This window comes from Acinetobacter sp. 226 (assembly GCF_048147925.1).
In the GTDB taxonomy this organism is placed as follows: domain Bacteria; phylum Pseudomonadota; class Gammaproteobacteria; order Pseudomonadales; family Moraxellaceae; genus Acinetobacter; species Acinetobacter pecorum.
Map to the genome: position 1 here is coordinate 1 of NZ_JAYWYX010000025.1, position 17,578 is coordinate 17,578.

Genomic DNA, 17,578 nt, shown 5'->3' on the forward strand with positions numbered 1-17,578 from the left:
TGCTCATTATAGGGCAATTTCTTACACGTGCAAGCGCTTTTAACGCACAAGAATCACGAGTGTTTTATTTTTATGCACCAAATTGGTTCAATTTTATGCAAATCATTACATAAGTACATATTTTTAAAACAGAAATATAAATTAAATATTTCTGGTTTATTCTATGTCTAGTTTTTCACAACTGGTGCTTTAATCGTCACACTGGTGATTTTTACAGGGTTTACTGGCACATTTTGATGCATTCCATAGTTTCTAGTGGGTACTTTAGCAATCTGATCAATTACATCCATACCTTTAGTGACCTTACCAAATACCGCATAGCCGGCATTTCTAGCAGAACGATCCAGAAAATCATTATCGACCAGGTTTACAAAGAATTGTGCGCGGGCAGAATCCGGCTGATTGGTACGTGCCATGGCTAAAGTGCCACGCTTGTTATGCAGACCATTTGACGATTCGTTTTTAATCGGTGCTTTGGTATTGGCTTTTTCCTGCATGTTCACATCAAAGCCACCACCCTGAACCATAAAGCCGGGAATGACCCGGTGAAAGATGGTGTCCTTATAAAAATTGCTTTTTACATAATTTTCAAAATTTTTTGCCGAGATGGGAGCTTTATCATTAAAGAGTTCAATTTCAATATTTCCCATTGAAGTATTCATCTCAATAATCGTATTTGCAGCAAAGCTTGGCAGACTGGTCGCGGCAAGCGCGATCACACATAATGATTTCTTTAACATTTATTAACTCATCTACTTAGAAGTAATGGTTGTGAATGACTATATATTAATCTTTTATGATTTATATTGCAGTGATCTGCCGACTAAAGACAAGAGAATAAGAATGAAACATGCATTATTACAGGAGCAAAATATCCATCAGTTTCCACCTTGGCGCTTGCAGGGTGAAGGTTTTATTCTGAACTATTGGCTGACCCCCAGCTTTATTGAACAAGCAAAACAGTTCCGTATCGCACCCTCTCCGCTGGGTCGTATGGTTCAAGTGATGCTGGTACGCTATCAAACTTCACCGATTGGTCCCTATGATGAGTTACTAATTCTGGATCACCCTTTAATTAATAAACGGCGTCTCAGCTCGATTCCTAAAATTTATGTGTCTACCCATGAATCTGTCATACATGGTCAGCATTTATGGGGAATTCCCAAACAATATGCACAATTTAAATGGCAAGAAAAGGATCAGGAAATTCTGTGTCAGATTCAGCATCAGAACCAGCAGATGACGATTCGGTTGAAGAAAACCAAATCTGCACGTCAATTTTATATTAATAGTCACCATATTCCAGCATCTATGCTCAAGATTCAGCAGGCCTGGAAAGGTCAACGTTTTCAGTTTAGTCCCCAGTTTCGTGGACACCTCTCCACACTTTCACAAGTAGAGTGGCAAGATGCTGAGGATATATTTCCAGATTTTTCCAAAGCCAAATTGCTGCAAAGCTTTTATGTCCCCCAATTTAATCTGATCTTTCCTGAAGCACAGATCAGTAACAAGCCATAACCTGCATTTAAATTTAGCTATAAATATAAAAAAGGTGTTTCATAAGAAACACCTTTTTCTTCATGCTTTCGGCTTAACTGTTTTTGTCCCAAAATTTGCGGAAGTTCTTACTGATCTCAATCACATATTTTTTGGCACGACGGGAAATCGGCGTCAGATTGATAAAACCATGGGCCTGATCGGTATATTCATCATAATGAACAGCTACACCATTCTGACGCAACTTGTGTGCATAGATTGAACCCTCATCATGCAGGACATCATGACGTGCTGTAATCACATAACTTGGCGGCAAGTTTTTCAGCTCGCCATAGGTCGGCGAAATCAGTGGGTCATCCAGTTCAATCTGATGGGTTTGGGCATACATGAAGGTCACCAGATCAATATCCTGCTCTGAAAGTACCAGTCCATCTTTATAGGCATAAAAAGATGGATGGCGACTTTTGAAGTCAACCGCAGGATAAAGCAGAAGTTGTGCCCGTGCGGCATAAGATTTTCCTGCGCTGCGCTGCGCTACCACAGCTGCCAGATTTCCGCCGGCACTATCCCCTGCCACGGCAATACGGTTTTTATAGACTTTCAGTTGCTTGCTATGCTGATGTGCCCACGCCAAGGCATCTTCACACACCTGTACCATCTGCAAGGGGCTAAATTCTGGCGTCAGCGGATAGGCTACACTTAATACCTGAACTTTGGCATGCACTGCCAGCAAGCGACAAAATTCATCGTGAGTATCCAGACCGCCGACCATAAAGGCACCGCCATGATAAAAAATTACCATCGGTAACTTCTTTTGCGGTGCAGGATGATAATGTCGTGCAAAAATACTGCCACTCTGTAGAGGAAGGCGGAGCTCTTCGACAAATTTGACCGCGGTCGGTCTGGCCCGGATGGCTTTCATGCGTGCGTCAAACAGGGCACGTGAATGTACAACATCTTTACTGATAAAACTGCTGTGCCCCTGTTTGATCTGGATGGCCATCAGGCATTTTACCAAAGGGTCTAAATCAGGATAGACATGAGGATAATCCAAAGCCTTCACTACTGCCTCCTGGGCCATACCGGGTAAGCGATCCAGCATACGGGCTGCAGTTCCCTGTCCTTTTTCCATCAAACGTTGCAGAACCGGATGATTCACTGTCATTACTTTTAGTCCTTATTCTCTTAATTCTTCATAGTTTCTACACGATTAGCGTTTCAGTGACCGTTTTCTTATAGAAGTCTTAATATCTATGTACAGATAGCTTTTACCCGATACGTTATCCTCATTTATAGAAGATGTCATTGACCGGTTAAAGGTTATTTTTGACGTAATTTTGCATGGTTAAGTATATTTTTTATTAAAAATCGGGAGAATGCCTATGGCTATTAAAATTATAGCTTTGTCTTTGGCGACTGCATTTTTAGCTGTAGGCTGCGTCGCATTTCCTGAAGATGGCGGCTATTATGACGGTCGCTATGATCAGCGTTATGACCGTCGTTATGAACAGGATCGTCGCTATGACCGGCAACGCTGGGAATATGAACAGCAGCGCAAACATATTGAACAGGATCGACGTAAACAGGAATTACAGCGTCGTAATTGGGAACAGGATCGCAAAAGACAGTTAGATCAGGATCGACGTAAAAACCAGCTAGAACGGCAACGCCAGGAACAGCAGCGTAAAAATCTGATGACGCAACGGCAAAAACAGGCAGAAGCAGATCGTAATAAGCGTCGTCAGGAGCTGGATCGTAAACGTGCCACAGATCAGCGCACGAAAAAAGTCCAGCAAAATCGTTCTAATCCACGCTGGAATGATAACCGACGCTATCAGGAGCAACGCTCACGCGATCGTCGTGATTAAGATCTGTCATTGTATTCACTAAAAGCCCGGATCGGGCTTTTTATTTGAATGCGAGAAAATATCGGGCAAAAAAAAGGCTTATCTAGAGAATAGGATAAGCCACGAAAACACATTCAAAATAAGAAGAAACTACAGCGATAGAATCTAAAATGAATCATACCGAGTTGCTTATTTTTTGTGTAATACTTTATTAGTTAAATATTAATCGCTTTTGTGTCTAATAAATAAGCAGCTAAAAAAGCTGAGTTTTTGGGAGAGGTGTAGCCGAGAAAAGTAAATTAAAAACAGGATATTATGAGGCTGACTTAGTGCATTTTTCTAATTAAGGCCACTAGGATAAGTAAAAGTGCAAGGTTACTTTTTTATAGTGACTTAAAATAAATCAAGACTGCCATTTTAATTTAAAAATACGATTATTATTATTTTCATTTTAATATTTAGTGGATTTTTCTTTTTTATATTCTAATAAATACAACATATTTACATCAGGATACTGGACTTAGGCACATAAAGACGAGCTATCTTTTTAAGATTTTTCCGCTGTATTTTTTTCACAATTATAAAATCTTCTCCCTTCTGTATTCGGGATTTTGCATAAATCATAAAATTTATCTGGGCTTATGCTTGAATTTTTATACCCCGCCCCGATTTCTTAAGGTAATTGACTATTTCAACCTTGGCAGTTCCATCTTAATACGATGAACACTAAGGGCCAAGGACTGTAGACTGTACATGTTTAAGAACCCATTCAAACGGAGTAAATCAATGGCGACTGAGCAAAATGAGCAAGCTCAAGAATTTGAGCAAGAGCAAGCGGAAAAAGATATAGCGCAAACTCAAGCTGAATCCGAGCAGGCAGAAGTTTCTGTTGAGTCTTTACAAGAACAGATTGCGCAGCTTGAAGGCGACTTAAAGCTAGAGAAAGCACGTACGGCCAATGCAGTCTATGAAGCACAGAAAAGTGTGGAACGTATTCAGCGTGAATCTGAAAAACATAAAGATACAGTATTAGAAAAATTCGCCAAAGAGCTTTTGGATACGGTTGATAATCTTGAGCGCGCAATTAATGCTGCGAATGAAGAAGAATCTCCTTTGCTTGAGGGCGTCAAACTTACCTTGAAATCATTACTCACTACACTGGAAAAATTTGGTGTTGTGGTTGTAGATACCAGTAGCGGATTTAATGCTGAGCTTCATCAGGCTGTAGGCATTGATGCAAATGCTAAGGCCAATGAAATTGGTAGTGTTTTGCAGAAAGGCTATACGTTAAACAGTCGCTTATTGCGTCCTGCAATGGTGATGGTTGGCGCTTAAGCTGAATAAATTAGGGAGTTTGTACATTTTTTTCAAAAATGTTACTTGAAAAAAAATGAATGACTCTCATATCAGATAACAAGTGGAAATCACAAGAAAATTTTTGAGGAAACATCCAAATGGCTAAAATTATTGGTATTGACTTAGGTACTACCAACTCATGTGTTGCAGTACTTGAAGGCGACAAAGTTAAAGTAATTGAAAATGCTGAAGGCACACGGACTACGCCATCTATTATTGCCTATAAAGATGGCGAGATTCTTGTGGGTCAATCTGCAAAGCGTCAGGCCGTAACTAACCCGAAAAATACACTATTCGCGATCAAACGTTTGATCGGTCGTCGTTATGAAGACCAAGCGGTACAAAAAGATATCGGTCTGGTACCTTATAAGATCATCAAAGCGGATAATGGTGATGCTTGGGTTGAGGTCAACGACAAAAAACTTGCGCCACAACAGGTTTCTGCTGAAATCTTGAAAAAGATGAAGAAAACTGCTGAAGATTACCTGGGCGAGACAGTGACTGAAGCAGTTATTACTGTCCCTGCTTACTTCAACGATGCACAGCGTCAGGCTACCAAAGATGCAGGCCGAATTGCTGGTCTAGAAGTTAAACGTATCATCAACGAACCAACTGCTGCGGCACTTGCGTTCGGTATGGACAAGAAAGAAGGCGATCGTAAAATCGCAGTTTACGACTTGGGTGGTGGTACTTTTGACGTATCAATCATTGAAATTGCAGACCTTGATGGCGACCAGCAAATTGAAGTGTTATCTACCAACGGTGATACATTCCTGGGTGGTGAAGACTTCGATAACGCGTTAATCGAGTACCTGGTTGAAGAGTTCAAGAAAGAACAGAACTTCAACTTGAAGCAAGATCCTTTAGCGTTACAACGTTTGAAAGAAGCTGCTGAGAAAGCGAAGATCGAACTTTCATCTTCTAATGCAACTGAAATCAACCTTCCATACATTACCGCGGATGCGACTGGTCCTAAACACTTGGTGATCAACGTTACCCGTGCAAAACTTGAAGGTTTGGTGGCTGATCTGGTAGCGCGTACGATTGAACCATGTAAGACTGCACTTAAAGATGCAGGTCTTTCGACTTCTGACATCTCTGATGTGATTTTGGTCGGTGGTCAATCACGTATGCCACTGGTACAACAAAAAGTTCAGGAATTCTTTGGTAAAGAGCCACGTAAAGACGTAAACCCTGACGAAGCAGTAGCGATTGGTGCAGCGATTCAAGGTGCAGTATTGTCTGGTGATAAAACTGACGTACTTCTTCTTGACGTAACTCCATTGACTCTTGGTATTGAAACAATGGGCGGTGTGTTAACTCCAATTATCGAGAAAAACACTACGATTCCGGCGAAAAAATCCCAAGTGTTCTCTACAGCTGCTGACAACCAGCCTGCAGTAGACATTTCGGTTTACCAAGGTGAACGTAAAATGGCTCAACAAAACAAATTGTTGGGTAACTTCCAGTTAGGCGATATTCCACCGGCTCCACGTGGTGTGCCACAAATTGAAGTATCGTTCGACATCAATGCTGATGGTATCTTGAAAGTATCTGCGAAAGATAAGAGCACAGGTAAAGAGCAATCTATTCAAATTAAAGCAAACTCTGGTTTGAGCGATGCTGAAATTGAAGCGATGATCAAAGATGCTGAAGCAAATGCTGAAGAAGACCGTAAGTTTGAAGAGCTTGCAAAAGCACGTAACGAAGCTGATGCATTAATTGCTTCTGCTCAAAAAGCAGTGAAAGATCTTGGTGAACAAGTGACTGCGGACGAGAAAACTGCGGTTGAAACTGCGGTTTCTGAACTTGAAGCTTCAACTAAAGAAAATGACGCTGAAGTGATTAAGTCTAAAACTGAAGCATTGCAAAACATCATCATGCCGATCACACAACGTGCATATGAAGCAGCACAAGGCCAAGGCGGTGCACAAGGTTTCGACCCGAATGCATTCCAAGGTGGCGAAGGCCAAGCTCAAAAAGCGGATGACGGCGTTGTAGATGCTGAGTTCACTGAAGTGAAAGATGACAAAAAATAATTTGTCGCTTTAACTGAAAAAACCGCGCGAAAGCGCGGTTTTTTATGTCTCGAATTGAGGGAATAAAATAAAAATTACTAAAATTTGATCGTATTTTCAGGAAAAGCTGTTTAAGTTAAATCAATCATTAAAATACCTTGAACCCATGAAAATTCTGATTTTGCTGCCTTTACTGAGTTGCTTGGGCCTGACAGCATGTAGCCTGCCCGTTTCATCTTCCCCATCTCAAAGCACTTTGACTCAATCCACCCAAGCCATCGCCAGCTTATTTGATCAAGCACAAAGCTCTGGCGTTCTAGTGATTCAGCGTGGTCAACAGTTACAGGTCTATGGCAATGATTTGAGCCGAGCAGATACCGAATATGTTCCTGCTTCAACCTTTAAAATAGTGAATGCCCTGATTGGCTTGCAACATGGCAAAGCCACAGCCAATGAAATCTTTAAATGGGATGGCAAGAAACGCAGTTTTGCCACCTGGGAAAAAGATATGACGCTCGGCGAGGCCATGCAAGCTTCTGCGGTACCGGTCTATCAGGAACTGGCACGCCGTATCGGTCTGGAATTGATGCAGCAGGAAGTGCAACGCATCCGGTTCGGCAATCAGCAGATTGGGCAGCAGGTCGATAACTTCTGGCTGGTCGGGCCTCTAAAAATTAGTCCGAAACAGGAAGTCGAATTTGTCTCTGCTCTTGCTCGAGGAGAACTTGCCTTTGATCCTCAAGTCCAGCAGCAAGTTAAAGCCATGTTACTTTTACAGGAACGGCAAGCTTATCGCCTGTATGCTAAATCCGGTTGGGGCATGGATGTAGAACCGCAAGTCGGCTGGCTGACCGGGTGGGTCGAAACCCCTCAGGGGGAAATCGTGGCATTTTCCCTGAATATGCAAATGCAAACCAATATGAATCCAGCCATTCGCCTTGAAATTCTACAGCAGGCTCTAGGCGAATTAGGGCTTTACCCAAAAGCGGAGCAGCAAAGCAAATAGGCATGGGAAAAGTATTAAAATTAAGTTATATTTTTAAAAAATAAACATTTAAATAAAAATATGCGTCTCTTGCTCTGCCTGTTCATTATGGGATTGATCGTGTCTGCCTATCTACATATGCAGACCAAAACCCATCCACAACTGCGCTATAACTCACTGGCTGATCGCTTGACGCATCCTTTCGACACCCGCTTACGTTTTCGCATTGATCAGGTCGATTCAGGCTTTGGAATGAGTAAAGATCAGGTCATTCAGCTGAGCAAGGAAGCAGTCGAGATCTGGCATCAGGGTACAAATCGTGATGATCTGCTGGTATATGATGAAAATGCCAGACTAAGTATTCGCCTGATCTATGATCAACGCCAGCAAGACTACAATGCCTTAAAGAAAATTGAAAAACAGTTACTGGCAGATGATGCCAGGTATCAGCGTCAGGTCAAAAATCTGCAAGCCTCCTATCAACATCTGGAAAGTCAGCAGCAACGCCTCATTCAGCAAAAAAACCAGATCAATAGTGAATTTCAAGCCTTACAGCACCGCCGTCAGCAGTCAGATTTATCCGCATATGAACGCGAACAGATTGAATATGAAGTCTTGGCTTTACAGCGTAAATCGGCAACTTTTCAACGGGAGTTTCAGTACCTGCAGGAACAGCAAAGTTCCTTTAATATGAATGTTTCCATGCATCAGCATGGCCTCCAGAACCATCAGCAGAATATCATTCAGGCTCAACAGCGTTTTCCTGCCCGCGAATTTCATAAGGGTGTTTTTATGGGTGATCAAATTCAGGTTTATCAGTTTGATGCAAAAGATGACCTCCGCCTAACTCTGGCACATGAACTTGGACATGCCTTGGGTCTGTATCATCATAATGACCCGGAAGCGCTGATGTATCCTGTACTGGGTAAACAGAATCTGCAACACTTCCAGCTACGCCCTGCAGATAAAACCCTGCTATATAACCGTTAGTTAATCAGTCTGAATCCCCTAATTAATTTAAGTGTATAAGTATTATAAAAAAGACTCCATTCTGATTTCATGTTATTGTGAACGGCTACATTGTTCAGGCCATCTTTGGAGATTCGTGTGAGTTACTACCATATTTTAATTGAAGTAAATGACCACATTAGTACGATTGATGAAACCCGTGATATCGAAATCTTTGATATCGAGGACATCCAACCCTATCTTCATTCGATTTTATTGCCTTATTTCAATGAACAACTGATTGAACTCGACGATGAAAATCTGGAATACAAAGATATTCTGCATCTGGCAATCAAACAGACTTTATTACCGATCAATGACCTGATTGAAGAAGAACAGCGTCTGTTGCCAAGCGATACCGACATTACCATTAGCGCCTATGAAATTTTTAATAACCGCGAGTTGAGTCAGGATGTTACTACCGTAATCTTTGACCTGCTTGAAGCGGTGAAACTGGATAGCTAAACTTTATCCAGATATAAAAAAGTCCTCATTAAGAGGACTTTTTTTTGTGCATGGATTTAGATCGAGAATGAAGATCCACAACCACAGGTGGTAGTAGCATTCGGGTTTTGTACTACGAAACGTGAACCTTCCAGACCTTCTAAATAATCCACAACTGAACCGACCAGATACTGATAACTCAGTGAATCGACCAGGACTTTAACATCACCGTTGGTAAATTCTGCATCATCTTCATTCTGGCTTTCTGCAAAGTTAAAGCCATAAGAGAAACCTGAACAGCCGCCACCGGTGACATAAACACGGAGCATTAAGTCTTGGTTACCTTCACTGTCACGCAACTGGCGTACTTTATTTGCGGCATTGTCGGTGAGCACAAGCGCTTGGGCATTCATGGCGGATTCCTCTGTTGAATGGAATGTCTTTAGAAAGAAAAGACCATATTTAAGTATAACACACTCAATATATGGTCAGTCTCTACAGATTAAAAGTCAAATCAGAGTAATTTTATCAGGATTATTTGTAGTTCTCATCCTGTAAGGCACATTCAAAATTTGTCGGATTCTGTTTGCAACGGAATTGCCACAGCAGTTTCATCATACGTTTGTCATAAACGCCGCGTTTGGTCAGGTCAATTCGGGAATCCCGCATCATTTTTTGATAACCCGGTTTATCTGCCGCAGGAATATCCATCCAGTATTTTGATGGAATATCTGATTTCATTTTACCCAAAATGCCAAAGGCACGCGGTAACTGGCTCTTGACCCACTCACGTGATTTTTGTCCGTATCCGGCCGGGAATTTATCGGGACGGATAATAATATTACCGGTAACCTGCAACACCGGATAATTCACAATCGCACCCTTACTACCTAACCCCTTATGTAATTCTAAAGGCTTAAATGCTGCAGCTGGTGCACCGATAATATCCACCTGACCATTGTTAAACATACTGGCAAAATTGCTGATTTCGGCACTCACCGCTTGTGCACCGACCTGCTGTACCATGATTTTTTGTGCTTCGTCATGGCTCAGTACCGCAATTTTCTTGCCGGCTGCTTTGGCAACAGTATTGATACTGCGGTCATTCACCAGCAGATAAGCGTCCCCCACCGGAATCACGCCGACAATTTCATATTTACCTTGCAGCATTTGTTTGGCGAAGGTGGGACTGGCCAGGCCCTGCATGACTTTAACCGCCAGATTCAGATCGGTGATAGCCCCAATTGCATCCAGAGAACCGGTAAACTTGTTAAATTGTCGGCCACGCATACCGGTCACACTAATCCCGTCACATTTTCCAGCTTTAAAATCTTCTGCAACCACGGCTTCATTGGTATTTACTCGCAGTTCGACATCTGCTCCCCAGTTTTTGGCCGCCAACTGATAGTCTTTCATCACACTATAGACATCACCGTTTTTACCGACCAGATCAAATACGCAAATCACCTGTTTGGCTTGCGCAAGACCTGAAACAGCCAGTGTCGCCGTAGCCAATGCCAGTGCTTTCCATCCTCTATGCATCATCCTCATTTCCTTATTGCTTGTTTTTGTTATTGCAGTTTTAGTCACATGTGACTGTTTTTTATATAAAACATGTGAATTTAATATTTAGATCAAGCTTAAGCTATTTTATTCGCTGCACAATGGCAGATCTGACCGAGGCATCCATAAAAAAAGCTTAGATGACTCTAAGCTTTTTTCTTTAAAAATCAAATTATTCGCCAGAAAGTGAACATTCAAAGTTGGCTTTATCGACAGAACAGCGTGCACGTTTTAATACCGACATCATGCTGGCATCATAGATTCCGCGTTTGGTCATATCCATCCGGCCATCACGTAACATTTTCTGATACTTGGTTTTATCTTCAGCACTCAGATTCATTTTATACTTTGACGGAATACCTGCTTCCAGACGGCTGATCATTCCCATGCTCTTTGGCAGGTTTTTGATAAACCAGTCACGCGATTTTTGTCCAAAACCTGCCGGGAATTTTTCCGGACGAATCACAAAATCAGAAGTCACATGCAGCACCGGGAAATTAAACATCGCGCCGTTATTACCCAGGCCCTTGTAGATTTCCAGCGGCTTATAAGCATAGGCAGGTGCACCGACCATATCTACCTGACCATTATTAAATTTGGCCACAAAGTTGGAAACATCGGAAATTACTGCCTGCGCACCGACACGCTGTACCATGATTTTCTGGGCATCGTCGTAGCCAAGTACTGCGAATTTTTTACCTGCGGCTTTTTCAATCGAATTGATATTTTTATCACGAACAAAAATAAATGCCGAACCCAGCGGAGAAATACCGGCGATTTCATATTTTTTGCCGCCCATATTGGTCACCATTTTACCTGCATTACGTTTATCCAAGGCAAAACTGATGGCACGCTGGGCGATGGCATTATTCGGTGCACCACCCAAGGCATCGATGGAACCGGCAAACTTGTTATATTGACGGGCACGCATGGCAGTCATAAATACGCCATCACATTTGCCTGCCTTAAAGTCATTGTCAGCAACCGCTTCATCCTGACGCGCAATCAGATTGATGTCTGCGCCCCAGCCTTTTGCAGCCAGTGCCCATTCTTGCGCCATCTGGAAAGACTCACCGGATTTACCCAGTAAGTCAAACACACAGATATCGACTTTTTCTGCATGTGCCACACTTGCAAAACCAAATGCAGAAAATGCAGCCAATGATAAGAGTGTTTTTTTCATTGTAGTGATCCTTTGAAATCTTGTTATTTGCTGAGTGTCCGTACACGGAACAAATATTAAGCAAGTTTAATTAAAAAAAATAGAGCATTTACTCCATTCAAAAGCCGCATTTTGGCCTCTAAAGATAAATTCATTTAAACCGCTCACACCAATTTTAAATATATTATTAATTATTAATAAGTTAGTTTTAAATACTGCTTGCTTATAATTACATTTAGCTCATCATAGTTACAAAGATATACATGATTACAGTTTTATTCACCACTAATTGAACACTCAAAATTGGTTCTTTCTACCGTACAACGCGCACGCTTCAACACAGTCATCATGCCTGAATCATAAATCCCCTGCTTGGTTAAATCGATTCGGCCCTCACGCAAAATCTTTTGATAAGCCACACGGTCTTCACGGCTGAGATTCAGAATATATTTGCTTGGAATTTCAGCTTCCATGCGCTTGACCATGGCAAAGCTGCGTGGTAACTGTCTGACAAACCAGCTTCGGGATTGCGCCGCAAAGCTTGCCGGGAACTTATCTGGTCGAATAATCAGGTCTGCAGTGACATTCACTACCGGAAAATTGATCATGGCACCTCTAGAGCCCAGGCCTTTTTCCAGCTCCAGCGGTTTAAAAGCATAGGCCGGTGCAGCCACAATATCGACTTCCCCCTGATTGAACTTACGGATAAAATTGGAAATTTCCGACATTACCGGTACCGCTTCAATCCGGTTCACCATGATCTTTTGTGCATAGTCATAATGCAATACGGCAAATTTCTTGCCTTTGACCTGTTCCAGTTTATTCAGTCCGCGATCACGAACAAAAATATAAGCCGGACCAATCTGGCCGATGCCTGCGACTTCAAATTTTTCCTTGCCAATTTGGGTCATCAGGCGTTTGCTGTTGCGTTTATCCAGTACATAACTGATAGCTTTCATGGCAATGTCATTATTCGGCACGCCACCAATCGCATCAATTGATCCGGCAAATTTGTTATAGGCCCGGGAGCGCATGGAGGTCATATAAAAAGCATCACACTTTCCAGCTTTGACATCCTGATCTACCTTGGCTTCATCCTGATAGGCGCTCAACTTTACCTGTACTCCCCAGCTTTTTGCTGCCAGTGCCCATTCCTCCAGTAACTTATAGGACTCACCCGATTTTCCCAGCAAATCGAAAACACAGACATTCACACTGGCTTGACTCGAAGTCGACACCAACAGACCCAGCGCAGACAAAATTAAATATCCCTTTTTCATTTTTATTTGACTCTATCGTACTTATTGTTCTAACCATATGAACTATAAACGACTACTCACAGTAAAAATAGAGCTTTTACTCAACTTGAGCGTTTACCTCCTAGTAGGGAACAGAGGTCAAAAAACTTTTCATTTCAGTAAAAACTGCAAGATTTTTCATTTTTCTGGGGCTTTCCTTTAGAATAGGCACATCTTATTGCTTAGCCTTGATTTCTCAATGATTCAGTTAGACCAGTTATCTATACGTCGCGGTGGACGTGTTTTATTTCAAAAAGCGTCGATGCAGTTACACCCAGGATGGAAAATTGGCCTAACCGGTGTCAATGGTGCCGGGAAATCGACCCTGTTTTCAGCCTTGCTCGGTGGTATGGAATCGGACAGTGGTTCACTGACCCGACCTGCGGTATGGACCGTGGCGCATATGGCTCAGGAAATTAAAGCCCTAGATATGAAAGCCATTGATTTCGTGTTGTCGGGCGATGAAGAATACTGGGAGATTCAGCAGAAACTCGATCAGCCGGATCAACTGGATGATGCAGAACTGGCCCATTTATATGGCCGTTTTGATGAAATTTCAGGTTATTCGGCTCCTGCCAAAGCCTCGCAGCTGATGGCCGGTCTGGGTTTCTTTGAACATCAATCACAACTGGATGTTTCAAGTTTTTCTGGTGGCTGGCGTATGCGCCTGAATCTGGCACGTACCCTGATGAGCCGGTCAGACTTACTGCTTCTTGATGAACCGACCAACCATCTGGACCTGGATGCGATTCTCTGGCTCGAAGACTGGCTAAAAGCCTATGAAGGTACGCTGGTACTGATTTCGCATGACCGGGATTTCCTCGATGCGATTACCGACCATATTTTACATATCGAAAATCAGGAACTGACTTTATATACCGGTAACTATTCGACCTTTGAGCGCACCCGTAGTGAACGTCTGGCACAGCAGCAGCAAGCTTATGAAAAGCAGCTGGAAACCCGCGCGCACCTGCAAAAATATATTGACCGGTTCAAAGCACAAGCGACCAAAGCCAAACAGGCCCAAAGCCGGATCAAGCAACTGGAACGTATGCAGGAACTGTCCGCTGCACATGTCGATACGCCATTTACTTTCAGTTTCCGTGAACCGACCAAAATGAGTTCGCCATTATTGCAACTGGAACATGCCGATATCGGTTATGGTGACAAGCTGATTGTGACCAATGTAAATTTACAGATCACGCCAAACAGCCGGATCGGTTTGCTCGGGATGAATGGCGCTGGTAAATCCACGCTGATCAAATCACTGGTCGGTGACTTAAAACTGATTCAAGGTCTGCGTAAAGATTCAGAATTGCTCAATATCGGTTATTTTGCCCAGCATCAGATGGACGCACTGGATGGCAATGCCAGCCCGATGTTACAGCTGGCACGTATTGCCGATAAAAAAATCAGTGAAGCCAGCCTGCGTTCTTTCCTGGGTAGTTTTGGGTTTAGTGGCGAACGTATGGATACGCCAAGTGAAAGCTTCTCTGGCGGTGAGCGCGCACGTCTGGCCTTGGCACTGATTGTCTGGCAGCGTCCCAATGTACTGATTCTGGATGAGCCAACCAACCACTTAGATCTGGATATGCGTCATGCACTGACTATGGCCTTGCAGGATTTCCAGGGTGCCGTAGTACTGGTTTCGCATGAACGCCAGCTGATTGCCAGTGTCTGTGATGAACTGTTACTGGTTCATAATGGTCAATGCCGTGAATTTGACGGTGATCTCGCTGCTTATGCGGACTGGTTACGCCAGGCCCGGAGCGAGATGATCAAAAACGGGCAAAAGCCGGCCGAACCGGTGAAATCCCAGGTTGAAGTCAAACCGACCATTTCCAAACTGGATAAAGAAGCTCAACGTAAAGAAGCTGCGCGCCAGCGGGAACTCAGTCGTCCGATTCGTAAAAATATTGAAAAATGCGAAGCACAGATTGCAAAGCTTCAGCCGCGTCTGGCTGAAATTGAAACCTTACTCGGTGACAGTGCTTTATATGAAGCATCACGTAAAAATGACTTACTGAAATTGATGAATGAGCAAACCGAGCTGAAAGCCAAGCTGGAAACAGCCGAAGAACAGATGCTGGAACTGATGATGGAACTGGAAAATCTGGAGCAATCCTTCTAAAGCTGTTTCTATCCCATTCATTAGCTGAGAGATGGGTAACAATCGTTACTCGTCTCTTTTTTATTTGAATAGTCTAGTTTCAATATTTTTTTACCCACTTTATTCCCCCGTGCTTTCAAGTTTCCTCTTTATTGATTAATTGACACATTTTGTATGTGAATTACGCAACTCTTATATAAGTTTATTTTTTAAACAGTTGAGTGGCTTTTTTCATACATTAATTTACAGCGCCAGTTTACCTCCTAAGGCTCTAATACAAGTACTTTTAATTTTTGACAGCCTTAAATTCAAGTCTGTTTAATGTTGAACTAGAGAGGAAATCCGCATGCGTGCTCTTACTTATCACGGTACTCGCGATGTACGAGTTGAATCCGTTCCTGATCCAGTCATTCAGGAAGCAGATGATGTCATTCTTAGAGTAACGGCCACTGCCATCTGTGGCTCAGATCTGCATCTTTATCGGGGGAAAATTCCAGCAACCGAACAAGGGGATATTTTTGGTCATGAATTTATGGGGGTGGTTGAAGAAGTCGGTCCTGAAGTTACTTCAGTAAAAAAAGGTGACCGGGTTATTATTCCGTTTGTGATTGCATGCGGACACTGTTTTTTCTGTGAACATGAACTCATGGCTGCCTGTGAAAATACCAATACAGGCCGTGGTGCCATCCTGAATAAAAAGCAGATTCCACCTGGTGCAGCATTGTTTGGATATAGCCACCTGTATGGTGGTGTGCCAGGCGGTCAAGCCGAATATGTGCGAATTCCCAAAGGCAATGTGGGCCCGTTTAAGGTACCCGGCTCCTTGCCGGATGAAAAAGTATTGTTCCTGACCGATATTCTGCCGACTGCCTGGCAGGCAGTCACCAATGCCCAAGTTGGTCGAGGTTCCAGTGTCGCCATTTATGGAGCCGGACCAGTGGGTCTACTTGCTGCTGCCTGTGCGCGAATGCTCGGTGCTGAACAGATCTTCATGGTCGATCACCATCCTTATCGCTTGCGATTTGCTCATCAAACTTATGGGGCGATTCCGGTCAATTTTGATGAAGTCGATGCTGCTGAGTTTATTATTCAAAATACCGCAGGTTATCGTGGGGTTGATGCAGTCATTGATGCTGTTGGTTTTGAAGCTAAAGGTAGCGTTCTGGAAACTGTAATGACCAATCTAAAACTAGAAGGTTCGAGTGGCTCTGCATTGAGACAATGTATTGCGGCAGTCCGTCGTGGTGGTGTGGTGAGTGTACCGGGAGTTTATGCCGGCCCAATTCATGGCTTCCTGTTCGGGGATGCCTTCGACAAAGGTTTGACCTTTAAAATGGGACAAACCCATGTGCATAAATACCTGCCGCAGTTACTAGAATATATTGAAAATGGGGATCTTTCTCCTGATGTGATCATTACCCATCGCATGAAACTGGAAGAAGCCGCAGAAGGTTATCGTATCTTTGATAAACGGGAAGAAGATTGCCGTAAAGTCATCCTGACGCCATAAAGATGATTAAAGGAAAGCGCCGTCAGGCGCTTTTTTTATTTTTATAGTTATTTTATCACTTCTCTTTTTTCTACTCCTCATCATCACACTTCAGCAATCCCCTCCCTCTTTTCTATCCAGAAACGAAAGAGATGTTCGATTTTCAATAATGAAGTCAAAAATAAGCCCTAAGAGAAAAAAGAAAAAATTAAGCAAAAAGCGATAAAAGTATGATTTTAAATAAAAATGAAAGTTCACTTGATTATTAAATTAACTATGTAGTTTAACTACACCCTGAATTTTGATTAAAAAATATGTTCCACGCCAATGATTAGATAAACTACACTATACCAACAAGTACATAATTTATAATAATTTATTATTTTAAAACCCATATAGAAAATAGTCTGGACACTCTACGAATATCTCGCCAAATCCATTTTTAAATTTAAAGTGCTATTTTAAATTTAAAAACACTTATCCACAAGACCATAAAGTTTAACTTTGAATTTAAAAAAAGAATTAAGAAGTGAATTAAAGCTTATCGAAAAAATACTATCTTATTCACATAAAAATAGTGGATAACTTCAGAGTTATCCACATATTTAATCAAGTTTACTACACGTTTAAAGCAACACCATTCACGTATTATTGAACTTCTTACACAAAATTTCTACAAGTTATTGAAAATTTAAAAGTTTATATTCATCAATTTTTAATTTCTTTTTGAGATATTGGATTTTTTGAACAAGCTATTTTTTATTTTTAGCCAATTCCCTACTAAGCATTTGAACAGCCCTT

15 protein-coding genes are annotated in these 17,578 nt (G+C 42.2%); 9 read left to right on the forward strand and 6 right to left on the reverse strand.

Annotation, left to right across the window (positions count from 1 at the left end; genetic code table 11):
* Positions 1 to 167: 167 nt before the first annotated feature.
* Positions 168 to 740, reverse strand: coding sequence for a peptidylprolyl isomerase (locus VXP95_RS12065; RefSeq protein ID WP_416682165.1), 573 nt, complete (start codon positions 738 to 740; stop codon positions 168 to 170).
* Positions 741 to 843: 103 nt separating this feature from the next.
* Between VXP95_RS12065 and VXP95_RS12070 the strand changes: the two genes are divergently transcribed.
* On the forward strand, positions 844 to 1,518 hold the full coding sequence (locus VXP95_RS12070; RefSeq protein ID WP_416682163.1) for an acetoacetate decarboxylase family protein: 675 nt from the start codon (positions 844 to 846) through the stop codon (positions 1,516 to 1,518).
* A gap of 73 nt (positions 1,519 to 1,591) precedes the next feature.
* On the opposite strand, the gene VXP95_RS12075 is transcribed toward VXP95_RS12070, so the two are convergent.
* Positions 1,592 to 2,662 (reverse strand): alpha/beta hydrolase, encoded by a 1,071-nt coding sequence (locus VXP95_RS12075; protein WP_191731291.1) that lies wholly within the window; start codon positions 2,660 to 2,662, stop codon positions 1,592 to 1,594.
* A gap of 217 nt (positions 2,663 to 2,879) precedes the next feature.
* On the opposite strand from VXP95_RS12075, the gene VXP95_RS12080 reads away from it, so the two are divergent.
* The 6 genes from VXP95_RS12080 (at position 2,880) to VXP95_RS12105 (ending at position 9,176) form a co-directional block, all read left to right on the forward strand.
* On the forward strand, positions 2,880 to 3,365 hold the full coding sequence (locus tag VXP95_RS12080; RefSeq protein WP_416712110.1) for a hypothetical protein: 486 nt from the start codon (positions 2,880 to 2,882) through the stop codon (positions 3,363 to 3,365).
* Positions 3,366 to 4,130: 765 nt separating this feature from the next.
* Positions 4,131 to 4,679, forward strand: a complete 549-nt coding sequence (gene grpE / locus VXP95_RS12085) for a nucleotide exchange factor GrpE (RefSeq protein ID WP_064095248.1) — start codon at positions 4,131 to 4,133, stop codon at positions 4,677 to 4,679.
* A gap of 119 nt (positions 4,680 to 4,798) precedes the next feature.
* The gene (dnaK, locus tag VXP95_RS12090) at positions 4,799 to 6,739 is read left to right on the forward strand and encodes a molecular chaperone DnaK (protein WP_064095249.1); all 1,941 of its coding nucleotides are present in this window, start codon (positions 4,799 to 4,801) and stop codon (positions 6,737 to 6,739) included.
* Between the two features lie 145 nt (positions 6,740 to 6,884).
* A complete protein-coding gene (blaOXA, locus tag VXP95_RS12095) occupies positions 6,885 to 7,724 on the forward strand; it encodes an OXA-134 family carbapenem-hydrolyzing class D beta-lactamase (protein WP_129717326.1) in 840 nt (279 codons plus the stop codon).
* Positions 7,725 to 7,784: 60 nt separating this feature from the next.
* Positions 7,785 to 8,693: a matrixin family metalloprotease gene (locus tag VXP95_RS12100; protein ID WP_416706333.1), complete on the forward strand. Its 909-nt coding sequence runs from the start codon at positions 7,785 to 7,787 to the stop codon at positions 8,691 to 8,693.
* A gap of 105 nt (positions 8,694 to 8,798) precedes the next feature.
* On the forward strand, positions 8,799 to 9,176 hold the full coding sequence (locus VXP95_RS12105; protein ID WP_171254913.1) for a hypothetical protein: 378 nt from the start codon (positions 8,799 to 8,801) through the stop codon (positions 9,174 to 9,176).
* 56 nt (positions 9,177 to 9,232) lie between these two features.
* Here the strand turns inward: VXP95_RS12105 and erpA are convergent, their stop codons facing one another.
* The 4 genes from erpA to VXP95_RS12125 all read right to left on the reverse strand — a co-directional run bounded on the left by erpA (position 9,233) and on the right by VXP95_RS12125 (position 13,160).
* Positions 9,233 to 9,568 (reverse strand): iron-sulfur cluster insertion protein ErpA, encoded by a 336-nt coding sequence (gene erpA / locus VXP95_RS12110; protein ID WP_416712111.1) that lies wholly within the window; start codon positions 9,566 to 9,568, stop codon positions 9,233 to 9,235.
* Between the two features lie 121 nt (positions 9,569 to 9,689).
* Positions 9,690 to 10,697, reverse strand: a complete 1,008-nt coding sequence (locus VXP95_RS12115; RefSeq protein ID WP_064095279.1) for a putative solute-binding protein — start codon at positions 10,695 to 10,697, stop codon at positions 9,690 to 9,692.
* A gap of 193 nt (positions 10,698 to 10,890) precedes the next feature.
* Positions 10,891 to 11,901 carry a putative solute-binding protein gene (locus VXP95_RS12120; protein WP_064095253.1) on the reverse strand — a complete coding sequence of 337 codons (1,011 nt, stop codon included), beginning with the start codon at positions 11,899 to 11,901 and terminating at the stop codon, positions 10,891 to 10,893.
* A 254-nt stretch (positions 11,902 to 12,155) separates the two neighbouring features.
* The gene (locus VXP95_RS12125) at positions 12,156 to 13,160 is read right to left on the reverse strand and encodes a putative solute-binding protein (protein ID WP_416712112.1); all 1,005 of its coding nucleotides are present in this window, start codon (positions 13,158 to 13,160) and stop codon (positions 12,156 to 12,158) included.
* Between the two features lie 217 nt (positions 13,161 to 13,377).
* Here VXP95_RS12125 and VXP95_RS12130 point away from each other — a divergent pair, with 217 nt between their 5' ends.
* Positions 13,378 to 15,309: an ATP-binding cassette domain-containing protein gene (locus VXP95_RS12130; protein ID WP_416712113.1), complete on the forward strand. Its 1,932-nt coding sequence runs from the start codon at positions 13,378 to 13,380 to the stop codon at positions 15,307 to 15,309.
* A gap of 325 nt (positions 15,310 to 15,634) precedes the next feature.
* Complete coding sequence (locus VXP95_RS12135; RefSeq protein WP_064095256.1) at positions 15,635 to 16,798, forward strand: zinc-dependent alcohol dehydrogenase; 1,164 nt, start codon at positions 15,635 to 15,637, stop codon at positions 16,796 to 16,798.
* Positions 16,799 to 17,578 lie beyond the last annotated feature (780 nt).